This window comes from Pseudomonas sp. FP1762 (genome assembly GCF_030687105.1).
GTDB lineage: Bacteria > Pseudomonadota > Gammaproteobacteria > Pseudomonadales > Pseudomonadaceae > Aquipseudomonas > Aquipseudomonas siliginis.
Genome location: NZ_CP117458.1, coordinates 3,101,243 through 3,114,117, shown reverse-complemented (window position 1 = coordinate 3,114,117; position 12,875 = coordinate 3,101,243). Strand labels below are relative to the sequence as shown.

General features: G+C 60.3%; 14 protein-coding genes. 1 reads left to right on the top strand and 13 read right to left on the bottom strand.

Annotated elements, in window-relative coordinates; all coding sequences use genetic code 11:
* Nucleotides 1-109: 109 nt before the first annotated feature.
* From PSH90_RS13900 to PSH90_RS13880, 5 genes are all read right to left on the bottom strand, one after another.
* Nucleotides 110-1,540, bottom strand: coding sequence for an amidohydrolase family protein (locus tag PSH90_RS13900; RefSeq protein ID WP_305380801.1), 1,431 nt, complete (start codon nucleotides 1,538-1,540; stop codon nucleotides 110-112).
* A gap of 40 nt (nucleotides 1,541-1,580) precedes the next feature.
* A complete protein-coding gene (locus PSH90_RS13895) occupies nucleotides 1,581-2,384 on the bottom strand; it encodes an ABC transporter permease (protein WP_252867622.1) in 804 nt (267 codons plus the stop codon).
* A 19-nt stretch (nucleotides 2,385-2,403) separates the two neighbouring features.
* Nucleotides 2,404-3,246: an ABC transporter ATP-binding protein gene (locus PSH90_RS13890; protein WP_305380800.1), complete on the bottom strand. Its 843-nt coding sequence runs from the start codon at nucleotides 3,244-3,246 to the stop codon at nucleotides 2,404-2,406.
* A 60-nt stretch (nucleotides 3,247-3,306) separates the two neighbouring features.
* The gene (locus PSH90_RS13885) at nucleotides 3,307-4,332 is read right to left on the bottom strand and encodes an aromatic ring-hydroxylating dioxygenase subunit alpha (RefSeq protein WP_133337697.1); all 1,026 of its coding nucleotides are present in this window, start codon (nucleotides 4,330-4,332) and stop codon (nucleotides 3,307-3,309) included.
* Between the two features lie 75 nt (nucleotides 4,333-4,407).
* Nucleotides 4,408-5,430: an ABC transporter substrate-binding protein gene (locus tag PSH90_RS13880; RefSeq protein WP_305380799.1), complete on the bottom strand. Its 1,023-nt coding sequence runs from the start codon at nucleotides 5,428-5,430 to the stop codon at nucleotides 4,408-4,410.
* 706 nt (nucleotides 5,431-6,136) lie between these two features.
* On the opposite strand from PSH90_RS13880, the gene PSH90_RS13875 reads away from it, so the two are divergent.
* Nucleotides 6,137-6,919: an outer membrane protein OmpK gene (locus tag PSH90_RS13875; protein ID WP_370695139.1), complete on the top strand. Its 783-nt coding sequence runs from the start codon at nucleotides 6,137-6,139 to the stop codon at nucleotides 6,917-6,919.
* A gap of 78 nt (nucleotides 6,920-6,997) precedes the next feature.
* Here the strand turns inward: PSH90_RS13875 and PSH90_RS13870 are convergent, their stop codons facing one another.
* The 8 genes from PSH90_RS13870 to PSH90_RS13835 form a co-directional block, all read right to left on the bottom strand.
* A complete protein-coding gene (locus PSH90_RS13870; RefSeq protein ID WP_305380797.1) occupies nucleotides 6,998-7,627 on the bottom strand; it encodes an isochorismatase family cysteine hydrolase in 630 nt (209 codons plus the stop codon).
* An 84-nt stretch (nucleotides 7,628-7,711) separates the two neighbouring features.
* Entirely contained in the window at nucleotides 7,712-8,740 is a 1,029-nt protein-coding gene (locus tag PSH90_RS13865) for a D-cysteine desulfhydrase family protein (protein ID WP_305380796.1), read from the bottom strand.
* A 97-nt stretch (nucleotides 8,741-8,837) separates the two neighbouring features.
* On the bottom strand, nucleotides 8,838-9,494 hold the full coding sequence (locus tag PSH90_RS13860; RefSeq protein ID WP_150742177.1) for a DsbA family oxidoreductase: 657 nt from the start codon (nucleotides 9,492-9,494) through the stop codon (nucleotides 8,838-8,840).
* Nucleotides 9,491-9,706 (bottom strand): 4-oxalocrotonate tautomerase family protein, encoded by a 216-nt coding sequence (locus tag PSH90_RS13855; protein WP_024012974.1) that lies wholly within the window; start codon nucleotides 9,704-9,706, stop codon nucleotides 9,491-9,493. Before PSH90_RS13855 ends, PSH90_RS13860 begins: the two co-directional genes overlap by 4 nt.
* Nucleotides 9,707-9,916: 210 nt before the next feature.
* Nucleotides 9,917-10,384: a hypothetical protein gene (locus PSH90_RS13850; RefSeq protein WP_041480354.1), complete on the bottom strand. Its 468-nt coding sequence runs from the start codon at nucleotides 10,382-10,384 to the stop codon at nucleotides 9,917-9,919.
* Between the two features lie 252 nt (nucleotides 10,385-10,636).
* Nucleotides 10,637-11,428 carry a DUF2063 domain-containing protein gene (locus tag PSH90_RS13845; RefSeq protein WP_305380795.1) on the bottom strand — a complete coding sequence of 264 codons (792 nt, stop codon included), beginning with the start codon at nucleotides 11,426-11,428 and terminating at the stop codon, nucleotides 10,637-10,639.
* Nucleotides 11,421-12,305, bottom strand: a complete 885-nt coding sequence (locus PSH90_RS13840; RefSeq protein WP_150742175.1) for a DUF692 domain-containing protein — start codon at nucleotides 12,303-12,305, stop codon at nucleotides 11,421-11,423. Before PSH90_RS13840 ends, PSH90_RS13845 begins: the two co-directional genes overlap by 8 nt.
* A gap of 113 nt (nucleotides 12,306-12,418) precedes the next feature.
* The gene (locus tag PSH90_RS13835) at nucleotides 12,419-12,838 is read right to left on the bottom strand and encodes an organic hydroperoxide resistance protein (protein WP_305380794.1); all 420 of its coding nucleotides are present in this window, start codon (nucleotides 12,836-12,838) and stop codon (nucleotides 12,419-12,421) included.
* Nucleotides 12,839-12,875: the final 37 nt, after the last annotated feature.

Genomic DNA, 12,875 nt, shown 5'->3' with positions numbered 1-12,875 from the left:
CTGAAACTGTCTGATGACAGTCCCAAGTCATTACTGCCGTATTTTTCCATCTACCAGACATTTGATGCGGCCGAGTATTGGCACGGCAGCACGTGCCGGGGAGATCAGCTCATGAGCGTACGCCTGCGGCCTGCTGCAACCGCCGCACCGCGTCTCGGGCCTGGGCGCCGAGTTCGGCCAGGTCGAAGTCAGGCAACTGGTCGTCGTGTACGGTCAACCGGCCACCGACCAGCAAGGCGCGCAAGGTCGGGCGTCCTCCGCCCACCACCGGCCCGATCGCCGGGTCATGCAGGCCGAAGTATCGCGGCTGGTCCAGGCGGTAGATCGCCAGGTCGGCCGCCATGCCCACTTGCACGCCGCCCACGGCGTCCAGCCCCAGCACCCGAGCCCCGCCAGACGTACCCCAGCGCACCACGTCTTCCACCGTGGCCGCGCTGGCACCGCCTTCCTCGTCACCGCCGGCATAACGCGGGCGGGCCCGTTCGCCAAGTCTGGCCCGTTGCATCAGCCAGGCGGCGTGGGTTTCGCTGATCATGTCGCAGGCCTCGTTGGAGGCGGCGCCATCCACGCCAATCGACACCGGCATTCCCGCAGCCTCCATGGCCACCACATCGGCAATGCCACTGCCCAGGCGGCCATTGCTTTGCGGGCAATGCGCAATGCCCGTACTGCTGGTCCCGAGCATGTGGATTTCCTCGGCGTCGAGTTTCACTAAATGCGCGAACCACACGTCCGGGCCGAGCCACTCGTGTTCGGCACAGAACGCCACTGGCGACATGCCGTGGCGTTGCTGCACCTCATTTTGATATTCGACGGTTTCGCTCAGATGGCTGTGCAGGCGAATGCCCAGTCGCCGGGCGACCCGGGCGGTTTCGCGCAGGTGTTCGGCAGGCATGGAGTAGGGCGGGCTGGTGGGCGCCATCACCACCCGCCGCCAGGCATCGGCGGCCGGGTCGTGGTAGCGCCGCACCAGACGCTCGACGTCGTCCAGGTATTGCTCCAGGGTCTCCGGCCCGGCCACGGACTTGCCTTCGGCTTGCCGTGCTTGCGTGGCTCCGCCACGGCAGAGAACAAACCGCAACCCCAGCCGTTCGGCTTCCTCGAACAGCACCTCGGCACTGTCAAAGTCCATGCCCGGCAAGTACAGGTAATGATGGTCCGCGACGGTGGCGCAGCCGGATCGTGCCAATTCGACCAGGCCAATGCGCGCGGCGAGGCGAAAGCTTTGCTCGTCAAACGCGCCGCGATAGCGATAGGGCACGGCACCCAGCCAGGCTCCCAGGCTCTGGTCGATACCTGCGGGAATGCCTTTGAGCAGCGACTGAAACAGGTGATGGTGGGTATTGACCCACGCCGGGTAGACCACACAGTCGGTGGCATCCAGCACTCGCTCGCCGGGCTGGGGTTGCAGGGCGCCGATGGCGCTGATGCGGCCGTCGACGATACGGATATCAGGCCCGGCGTGGCGCGCCGCTGCACCGGACAAACCGGTGAGGATGGCGCTGGCGTTACGTACCAGCCAGCTATTTTGAATCTTCATGTGAGGCTCCATACGCCGCATCTGCGGCGGATTCAAAGGGTCAGCCGAGTTCGCTTTCGTGCCAGTTGCGCAGGCTCAACCGGGCCAGCACGGCCATCAGGCTGAATAACGCGACACCGGTCAAGGCGATCAGCAGCAGGGCAGCGAACAGCCTTGGAATATTCAGTTGAAAGCCGGCCTGGAGGATCTGATACGCCAGCCCTGCACCGGTGCCCCCGGTGCCGGCGACGAACTCCGCCACCACCGCGCCGATCAACGCCAGCCCGCTGGCAATGCGCAGCCCGGCAAAAAAACACGGCAGGGCGCTGGGAATGCGCAGGCGCAACAGCACCTGCCAGCGGCTGGCGCGGTTCAGGCGGAACAGATTGAGCAGGCCGGGGTTGACGCTGCGCAAGCCGAGTACGGTGTTGGCGATGATCGGGAAAATCGCCACCAAAGTCGCGCAAATAATCAACGCCAGCGTGGTATTGCTGCACCAGATGATGATCAGCGGCGCGACGGCCACCACCGGCGTCACCTGCAACAGAATGGCGTAGGGAAACAGGCTGGCTTCCAGCACGCGGCTCTGCACAAACACAAACGCCGCCAGGGTGCCGATAAGCACCGCCAGGGCAAACGAGAAAAAAGTGATCTTCAAGGTCATCCACAATGCACCGAACAGCATCGGGCCATCGCTGATCAGCGTTCGGCCGATATCGACCGGGGAGGGCACCAGATACACCGGCACCTTCCAGGCCACACATGCCAATTGCCACAGACCCAGCAATACCGCGCCGAGCAGCAGCGGCGAGACGATGCGCAACACCGCGGGATGACGTAACCAGGGAGTAAAGGACGGGTTCATGAGCGGGCTCTCAATAAAGTCAGCAAGGATCGCCATTGGCCTGGGCCAGGAGCTGGGACAGACGTGCGCACTGCGCGATAAAGGCCGCAGAGGTGCGGTAGGCCTCGTCTCGTTCCAACGGGCCGTCGATTTCGATGTCGGCGATTACTCGGCCCGGGCGCGCACCCATCACCACCACCCGCGATGACAGGTAGACGGCCTCGAAAATGCTGTGGGTGACGAACACCACGGTCAGGTCGCGGCTAGCCCACAGCTGACGCAGGTCGCTGTCGAGCTTGTTGCGGGTGAACTCATCCAGGGCGCCGAAGGGCTCGTCCATCAACAGCAGATTGGGCTCGGTGGCCAAGGCCCGGGCGATGGACGCGCGCATTTGCATGCCGCCGGACAGTTCCCGCGGGTACACCTGGCTGAAGCGGTCCAAGCCGACAAGAGCAAGGGCTGCGTCGACCTTTGGCTGGCTCTGGGCTTTGGGCACATTGGCCAGATCCAGCGGCAGGCGCACGTTGTCGCTGACCTTCGCCCAAGGCATCAGGGTCGCCTCCTGGAACACCATCGCCAGGCTTTGCCCTTGGGTCGGGCTGGCCGGGCTGTCTTTGCCCCACCAGCGCACGTGGCCGGCGGAAGGCTCTTCGAGGCCGGCGAACATTTTCAGCAGGGTGCTCTTGCCGCAGCCCGAAGGGCCGAGCAATGAAACGAACTCGCCGCGCTGAATGGCCAGCTTCACCCGGCTCAAGGCCTGGGTACCGTTGCTGTAGGTTTTTTCCACCTGATTGGCGAACAGCGGTGTTTGCACGCCGACGCTGTCGCCCCGTGGCAACGCCTGTGGCAGGGCGTTGGCCCCAGTTATGGTTTGCATCAACATAGCGCTCTCCCCTTGGGTCATGAGCGTCCGGTAAAGCCCCGGCACACCGGGGCGCTGACTTCAATGGCTGAGGAACACTTCACTTTCACCGTGGGCTTCGAGCAGGCCCAGCAATTGCCGGCGAATCACCAGGCCAGGCTTGTCCGACGGCATGTGCAGTTCCACTCGCCGGCGAGTATCGACACAGGCGTCGTAATCGGTGGCTTCGAGGATGTCGCGGTCTTCGGCGGTGATCGCTGCGTCCCAGTCGATCAGTTCCTGGGTCGAGCATTGCTCTTCGCTGTCATTGCGGTACAGCCACTGGACCAGCATCAGGCGCCCGTCTTCCATGGGTGTCGCGCAGTTGTAGATGATGTGATGGATGCCGCTGTCCGGGTACATGCAGCCAAAGCGCCGGGAGAATGGCAGGTAGTAGCGGTTGATCAGATGGCGCTGGGTGATCGGCTCGCGGGTGCCGGTGATGCGATAGCTCTCCTCAGGATTGCGGATCGGCACACGGGTCTCCGCCTCGAAGCCATAGTCGGTTTCGCGAAACTCGTAGCCGGCCGGCGCGGGCTGGTCGAAAAGGCCGAAATTGGCTTTGTGGACGAAGGAAAAATGCGAGTTGTCAAAGGAGTTTTCCATGACCCGCAGCGGGCTGGTTTTCCACTCTTCATAAAACTGGAAGATGCGCCGGTAGCCCGGGGCGCCATCCTCGGGAAACTCAGGGATTGGTTGCAGAGGATCGTCGAGGGCAACCCAGGCGTAGCCGTATTTTTCCTGGCAGTGAAAGGCCTGGACCGAGGCGCCCGGCGGAATCATGCCCGCGGGGTTTTGCGGGATCTTCACGCAGGTGCCGGTGCAGTCATATTCCCAGCCGTGATAGCCGCAGGCGATGTTGCCGTCCTCGCTGACAAAACCTTTCGATAGCCTGGCGGTGCGGTGGCAGCAACGGTCGCGCATGGCCACCGGGGTGCCGTCGGGGCGCTTCCACAGCACCAGCGCCTCACCGAGTAAAGTGAAGGGCTGCGGGCCGGCATCCAGCGCGGTCATGGGCAGCAGGGCATACCAGAAACGGCGCAATACAGGTTGTTTGGTGACCAACATAACAAGTGTCCTCACGGTATTCGTTCAGCCGGCTCTTGGGCTCGGGCTCTGGGTTCAGCAGTCTTGCAATCAGGCTCAGCGGCTGGCGGACTGTTCGGCGCCAGGCAGTACCTTCAAGTCCTCGACGAAGCGCGTGGTGTAGGCCTTCTGCCAAGGCGCATCGGCACCGAGCAGGCCGGCTTCGACCATGAAATTTCGGGTGGCCTGCCAGCGCGCATCGCTCATCACGCCGATGCCTTGGGTGGCGGCATCACCGCCGGTGACCAAGCGATATTGCTTGAGCGTCGACAAGCCCCAGGCGAGCAATTCATCGCTCATGTTCGGGTTGTCGGCCTTGATCAGGTGGTTGGCGCTCGGGTTGTCGAGGTAGCGCTTCCAGCCCTCCATCGAGGCGCGAACAAAGCGCTGGACTCGCTCAGGATGCTGATCGATCACGTCCTGGCGAGTGGCCAGCGTCGAGCCGTAGGGTGGGTAACCGGCGTCGGCGAACAGGAAGAAGTTGGCTTTCTCCCCGGTCTTCAACGCCTGGAACAACTCGGAGCTGGCATAGGCCTGCTGCGTGGTGTTGGCGTTCGCGAGGAAGGGTTGCAGGTTGAAGGTGTAGGGGCGGGCCTGGCTGTCCTTGAGCTGGTATTTTTCCTTGAGCCACGGCCACCACGTTTGCTGGCCGGAGGTGGACACCAGCACCTGTTTGTTCTGCAACGCATCCAGGCCGCTCACATCGGCATGGGTCAGCAGACCCTGAGGATCACCTTGAAAGGGTGCGGCCACGGCCACCACCGGCAGGCCTTGCTCCACACTCTTGAGAATCTGCAAGTCGTAGTTGACGATGAAATCGGCCTGCTTGTTGAGCAGCAACTGCATGCCATTGACCTGCGGCCCACCCATGCGGATGGTCACGTCCAGGCCTTCTTTTTCATACAGCCCATCCGCCAGGGCCTGGTAGAAACCGCCCTGTTCAGCTTGGGCATACCAGGAAGTAAGCAGCACCACCTTGTCATTGGCCGAAGCCAGTGGAGACGCGATCAGGGCGGCGGGCACAAGCGCCGTGGCCAGTAGCGAGCGAAGCGGTTGACCCAAGGCAAAGCGAATTTTCATGATGTGTTCTCCACAACGATTCGAAAACCGCCGCGCGCCAATCGGCACGCCAGCGAGGGACCGATTGGAGAGAACAAGGGGAGGAGAGAGGGCGTATATGCGTAGTTACACGGCTGACACTTCTCTCTTGCCCGGGGCGCTGGCGCCGCGTTCAAGCATCCAATCGGACGTACGCCCACAGGGAAGGGCGCAAGAGCAATGCCCGGTGCCATTGCTGGCACTGACCGCTTCTACTCGAAAGTGGTAATAGCCAAAAGTGTGCCAAGCCGTCGCAGGCCCGCCTTCACGGGATCCGGCGGGCGAGGCAATCACCAGGAGGTGGGCAGGCGAATCGCAACAGTGCGAATTCAAGTGGGCGCGCCTCAATCTGGTGCGCAACCGATGGCTGCAAAGTATTCAGTTTTACGCATCGATTGTGCTGAATGAGGGTTGAAGATTGTATTCGCTCAGTTGGCACAACCCCTGCTTAGTCCGGAATCGAGTAGAAGCGGTCAGCACAGAGGGCTCTCAACAGAACCCGAGGTGCAGGGCATTGCTCTGGCGGCATTACGCCGCGCACCCGGCAAGGGTCGCCCCTCGTTAATTTGAGGGCCAGAGCAGCTGCTTGATCCGCAGCTCGGGCATGCCTTGCCGGTGATATCCGCCAATCACCTGACAAGGGCAGCCCATGACAGCATCGCGTATTCCATTACTTGCACCTTCACTGCTGCGTCGCAGCCTGGCGCCGCTGTTAGCTCTGGCCAGCGCCGGCGCCGAAGCTGGCCCGCTGTTGTGGAACGACAACAGCTTGAGCTACCTCTACGGCCAGCATTTCAAAGTCGACGGCACTGGCGACGATACTCAGCAAACGCTCAGCTTCGAACACGCCAGCGGCTGGACGTGGGGCGATATCTTCATGTTCGTCGACAACAAATGGTCCAGCGGACTCTCGGGTGCCGACGGCCATTCCTACTACGGTGAATTCTCCCCACGGCTGTCGCTGGGCAAAATCACTGACCGCTCCCTGAGCTATGGCATCGTCAAGGACGTCCTCATCGCCGCCACCTACGAGCGCGGTGAGAACCGCAATCGCAAATACCTGCTGGGTCCCGCTGTCGACCTCGTGCTTCCAGGCTTCGATCGCTTTTCCCTGAATACCTACTACCGCAAACCCGACGGCATCACCGGTAAGGCCTCAGGTCAATGGCAGATCAACCCGACCTGGTCCATGACCCTCCCGGTGGGTCGCTCCGACATTCTTTTCGACGGTTATCTGGAGTGGTACGTCAACGACGTCGGCAGCAAAGGCACCTCCAACTATGTGGCCAGGAGCTTTCACTTCAACCCACAAGTCAAATACGACGTGGGCAAGGCGCTGGGGCAACAGCAAAAACGTTTTTATGCGGGACTTGAGTGGGATTACTGGTCGAATAAATACGGGATTGAAGACACGAGCGGATTCCCTACCGACCAGAACGCGTTGAGTCTCTTGCTCAAGGTGCATTTTTGACGGGGGCCGATCGCCAATTGCAAAAAGCGGCCTTGACGCACCACCTCGGCAAACTGGCGAAATCGGTGTTCATCGCCGCTACTCCTGCGCTGCAAGCGCCTCAATCAATTCCTGGGTGGTGACGATTGAATGAGCGAAAGTCGGCCCGTTCAACTCGTGGGCGGCGTGCATCATTTCCGCACGGAAAGCGGCGGTCGCATCGCGCACCAGCGTGACGTGGTAGCCCAGTTCCGAGGCGTAGCGGGCGGTCGCTTCGATGCAGGTGTTGGCGAGCAGGCCGACGATGATGACGTGGGTGATGCCTTTCTGCTTCAAACGAAAATCAAGGTCGGTATTGGCAAAGCCGCTGGAGCCCCAATGTTCCTGCACGACAATGTCGCCGTCCTTCGGCGCGAAATCGGGATGCCATTCGCCGCCCCATTCACCGCGTGCGAAGTGGTGCATGTGCATGATTTTGCATTGGGTCGGTGTTGGATGATCCCAGCCGTCGTAGTCGCCATGTTCCCAGCGGTGGTGCGGCACGATGACCACCGGAATGTTCTGCGCCCGTACGGCGCGATCGAGGGCTCGCAGGTTGTCGAGCAGCCCGACCTGCTCGGCAATCGGCTTGATCAAGGGGAAGACCTTGCCGTTTTCCGAAAGAAAATCGTTGTACGGATCGACCAGCAGATAAGCGGTGCGGTTCAGCGGGTAAGAGGCGTTCGACATGACGATGTACTCCACGCAAGTTGAGTGACCGATGCCGTGGGCTCGCCCGGGCATCAGTTTTTTATGACGACTAAAAAGCTCAAGTCAGTTGAAGGCGCTGCGGTAGGCAAAGAGGCCAGGCAAGCCGCCGGTCATCACAAACAGTAGATTGCTTCCTGGCGGGTAGTCACCCCGGCGCACGGCAGCGAGCAACCCGGCGAAGGCCTTGCCACCGTAGACCGGATCCGTCAGCAAGCCCTCAACGGAGGCCAGCAGTCGAACCGCTTCGAGCATCGATTCGGTGGGTGCGCCATAGGCGTCGCCACGTTGCCTGCCATCCACAGTGATTGCGCTTTCCACAAGGGTTGCGGACGGCTCCAGGAGCTGCAAGGTTTCCCGAGTTTTGCTCAGGGTCGCCGCCGTGGCCTGCTCCTCAGTTGCCAATACCGAATAGCCGATAACTTCGGTTGATGATCGAGCCAGTGCCAGACCTGCTTGCAGTCCTGAATGGGTCCCTGCGCTGCCGTTGGGGATGATGATCCGCTCGAAGTGAACGCCGAGCGCGTCCGCCTGACGGAGAATCTCTCCCGCACAAGCGGCGTAGCCCAGACTGCCCCTGGGGCTGGAGCCGCCCAATGGTATGAGGAAGGGTTTTTTGCCCTGGCTTTTGAGCGCGCTAAGCAATTCACCAGCGTAGCTATCGGGCGTCAAACCGCGCGGCAGTCGATGGACCTTTGCGCCAAACAGGCCATCGAGCAATACGTTGCCGTTATGACAAAAATCATCATCGCTGCGCACCGCAGACGGGGTCAGGATAAGCTCGCAGGCCAAACCTTGGCGGGCCGCGACGGCGGCGGTCAGCCTGGCGTGATTGGATTGAAAGCCGCCCCAGGTAACCAGTGTGTCCGCGCCTTCGGCCAATGCTTCGCCAAGCAAAAATTCGAGTTTGCGCAGTTTGTTGCCACCGCCGCCGAGGCCCATCAGGTCATCGCGTTTGACGTAGAGATCGCAGCCATGCAGCTCGGCGGCCCGGCTCAGGCGGGACAGCTTCTGTATCGGTGTCGGGCCTTCCAGCAGCGCCACTCGGGGGTAAGCAGCCAGCGCAGTTTCCAGTTGATTCAAGTCGTGAGGCATGACGGTTCACTTGACGTTGATGGAAGGAAGTGGGGCGGTCACTTCAACAAGCCCCGGCGAAATGCTTAATAACTGAGATTGCAGTTAAGTCGCTTTGTCAGGCAGTGGCGGACTCTCGTGCGACTTGCCTGAGGATTTGTTCGTATTCCTTGACGGATAGCGATCCGGACACCAACTGACGACCGTTCAGCACCATGGCCGGGACCGAGTTAATCCCGCGCTCAAGATAAAAACCTTCAAGTTCACGGACCTCGAGAGCGAATGCCTCGCTAGTCAAAATCTCGCGGGCGCGGGTGGTTGAAAGTCCAGCTTCACCGGCCAGGCGCACCAGTGTTTCGTGGTCGCTGGGGTTCTCGCCATTGGTGAAATAAGCCTCGATCAGGATTTTCTTCAGCGCGACCTGGCGGCCTTCCTGCACGGCCCAGAGCAGAAGGCGATGGGCATCGAAGGTGTTGTAGAAATGGCTGCGCTTGTCCAGGTCGAACTGAAAACCGATGGCATTGCCACGCGCGACGATCATTTCATTGCGCGAGGCGACTTCTTCGGCGCTGCGCCCGTATTTGCGCATCATGTGCTTGATGGCGTGCTCGCCCTCGGCCGGCATGTCCGGGTTCAGTTCGAACGGCTTGAAGGTCAGTTCTACGGCAACCTCGCCGGCAACGTTCGCGATGGCTTGTTCCAGCGCTGTGGCGCCGAGTGCGCACCAGGGGCACACCACATCCGACACAAAGTCGATACGGACGGGGAAAGTCATTTCTTCGACTCCGCCAGCTGTTGGCGGTACTCGGTGGTGGTAATTCCGGCATAGCCCCAGTTATCGGTGTCGACCTCTTCAATGACGATATGGGTGAGGTGCGGGTCCTTGTTGAGGACGGTTTGCATGGTTTTGGTGATCTCGGCGATGACTTGGGATTTCTGTTCTTTGGTAACGCCGTCGCGAGTGATACGAACGCTGATGAAAGGCATGGGATAAGTCTCCTGTAGGCACCCCATCGATATGAAGGGGAGCAGTGGGATCGACTTTAGAGTGTTGCGTTCAGGGGATAAATCAGGGGCGGAGAACATCACTTATAACGCTGTGTAATCAATCCGCATTTAACATTGAGCGCTTTGCAGAAAGTAGATCGCCCTCCCTGGCTGCAGGCGCGGGGAGGGCGAATGCTACGGCGGGAGGAATCAGTTCTGCGCTTTGCTCATGCGGGTAAATAGCTCGGTTGGGACTTTTTTGCCATTGGAGATGTACTGGTTGGTTCTGAACTTGTAGACCTCACCTTCCGAAAGAAAACCATCGTGGTTGGTGTCCATCGCTTTGAATTCTTCACCGCCCTGAGGTGCCACAGCCAGCAGCTCTTTAAGAGAGACGAGGCCATCATGGTCGGTATCTGTGCGGGCGAAAGAGTCGTCCCCACATTTGCCTTCACCGCACTTGCCTTCGGCAGTAGCGGACTTGTCGCTGGCTTCGCTGGCGCCGCATTTGCCTTCGCCACACTTGCCTTCGCCGGTTTTATCGGCCGATGCCAGTTGGTAGCCTTGGGGCAATGGCTCTACAGCGAATGCCGCAGACGATGCCAGGCTCATGCCACCGGCTAAAGCAATTGCGGCCAGGCCGAGACTGGTTTTGTTCGACATTGGTTTACGGTACATAGTGCTTCTCCAGATGCTTTGCGCGGCGACGCCGCGATTCATGCCACAGGGCGGATAGACCCTCAAGGAAGCTCGAGGCGAAGGGCGCAAGCGTCGTCCACTTCGACAGAGCGACCCTATTCGGGCAGGCCTATTTAGCGGGAGTCATGTATCGGTGATGTATCGGCGAGCGGAGCATTTGTAAGCCAATCCCAAGACTTCGCGTTTGGGTACATAGAGATACAAAAACTGACCTCAGCCTTTGCGCGTCAGTCAGGACAACAGCTTTAAAACGGGTGTCGCTGCTACCCCGACGACAGCTTGCGCATGCAGCTGGCGCAGCAGCACCAGTGCGTCAGCGACGAAGCTGGTCACGTCTGATGCACCAGCCTCCGCAGCCAAAGCGTGCAACTGCGCTCGTCCATCCATGTCAGGGAAGTGCTCGATCCGCTGCAACAAACGGAACGCGAGAGGGCTGACCTGGGAGAATTGCACCTGGCCACTCGGCACACGGCTGATCAGCAGCAACGTCGGTTGTTCTGGCGGTTCAGAAGGCAAGTGGCCTGGGCCGAGACGATGTACGGCCCAGGTGTAAGCCAGCGGCCAGACGAGCGGGGAAAGCCTGAGGGGACGATCGAGTAAATGCGCCGCATCACTGGGCTTTAAAGGCGCAGCGTCCAACTGTTGCAGCGCCATTTCCACCCATTCGTAATGAGCCAATTCAGGCAAGAACGGGTACCAGGGGTGTTCGTGACCGGGCGGGTCTTCCAGGCTCGCTACGAAGTCTACAAACTCACGAGCTATTTCTCCGAAGCGTGGCGTTTGCGCGCGGTAGTCACGCAAAAAACGCCGTACCAGCGCACGCCAACCGGCATCACCCAGCACGGCAACCAGCACCGGAAACGTCCCACCCAGCAACCCCAACAGATTGTTCAACACCAGGTTGAGATAGACCTGCGCTCTCTCGGGATTCATCTGCGCAGGCGGCGCATAACTGTCCGGGTCACGCAGGTACCGGGTCAGCGCGAGCTGCTGACTGTGCAAACTTGAAGGGGAGTCAGCCATCGACGGTCACCCGCACCAAAGCATTGGCGTCGCGTTGCAAGCGCCTGATGGTGTTCAGCTCAGCCACCAGTTCGTCGTAGGACGGAAAGTTGAAATCGCGCTCCAGCAGGGTTGGCTTCACGCCGAAAAGGCCATAAGCCTGCCCCAGCAATGACCAGACTACCGGTTTGACCGACGCACCATGGGTGTCGATGATCAGGTCCTCGGCTTCGTCGTAATGCCCAGCCACGTGCATGGCGACTACGCGTTCGGGTTCCAGGCCGGCGAGGAAAACCGCTGGATCAAAGCGGTGGTTGACTGAGTTGACGTACACATTGTTAACGTCGAGCAACAGGTCGCAATCGGCCTCGCGAAGCACTGCATTGGTAAAAGCAAGTTCGTCCATGTCCTGATGAGCAGCGGCGTAGTAGGAGACGTTTTCTACAGCAAGACGACGACCGAGAATGTCCTGTGCACGGCGGATGCGCGCAGCAACGTGATGAACTGCCTCCTCAGTGAATGGCAACGGCAGCAGGTCGTAGAGATGGCCATCGTCACTGCAGTAACTCAGGTGTTCGCTATAGAACGGCACGTTGAAGCGATCGAGAAACCCGCGGACTTGCTCAAGAAAAGATTCGTCCAGCGGCGCACTGCCACCCAGCGAAAGTGACAAGCCGTGGCATGACAGCGGATAACGTTCAGCTAGCATCTGCAGGGCCGCTCCATGCGCGCCGCCGATGCCGATCCAGTTCTCTGGAGCAACCTCTAGAAAATCGAAATCACCGACTGGAGCGTCACGAAGCGTGTTGAGCAGCGCACGGCGCAACCCGAGCCCGACGGTCGCCGCAGGGGGAAGCTGTGGATCTAAATGCGTTGATGATGAAGTGTTCGTTTGCATGAGCTAAATACTCCGATTCGACGTCTGAAACGCCCGATCCACGCCACCTCCACGGTCACCTATGGCAGCCGGGCGGGCATGGATCGGGCGGTTGAAACCCGCCACGGTTCTGCTCAAACGAGGTTGATCACCACGTTGATGTTGTTCCGCGTCGCTTTGGAGTACGGGCATGTCTGGTGTGCGGTATCGATCAGGTCTTGGGCGACGTTGCGATCCAGCCCGGGAAGGAAGACGTTGAGGCGAGCCTGGAGGAAATACGCAGCATCTGTTGTGCCTAGATCCACTTCGGCGTCGACGGTAAGGTCACCCGGGAGGGTGACTTTCAGCTTGCTCGCCGCTAGTCCCATTGCACCGATAAAACAAGCCGACCAACCTGCGGCGAACAACTGCTCTGGGTTGGTACCGGCGCCAGAGGTGCCAGGCGATGACAGCTTTATATCCAGTCGGCCATCGTCACTGAGGGCGGTGCCATTGCGTCCACCCGAAGAGGTATGGACTTTGCCGGTGTACAGCACTTTATCAATGTGGGTCATGGTGAAACTCCTGATTAACTAGCGGGGGTTGAGAGCG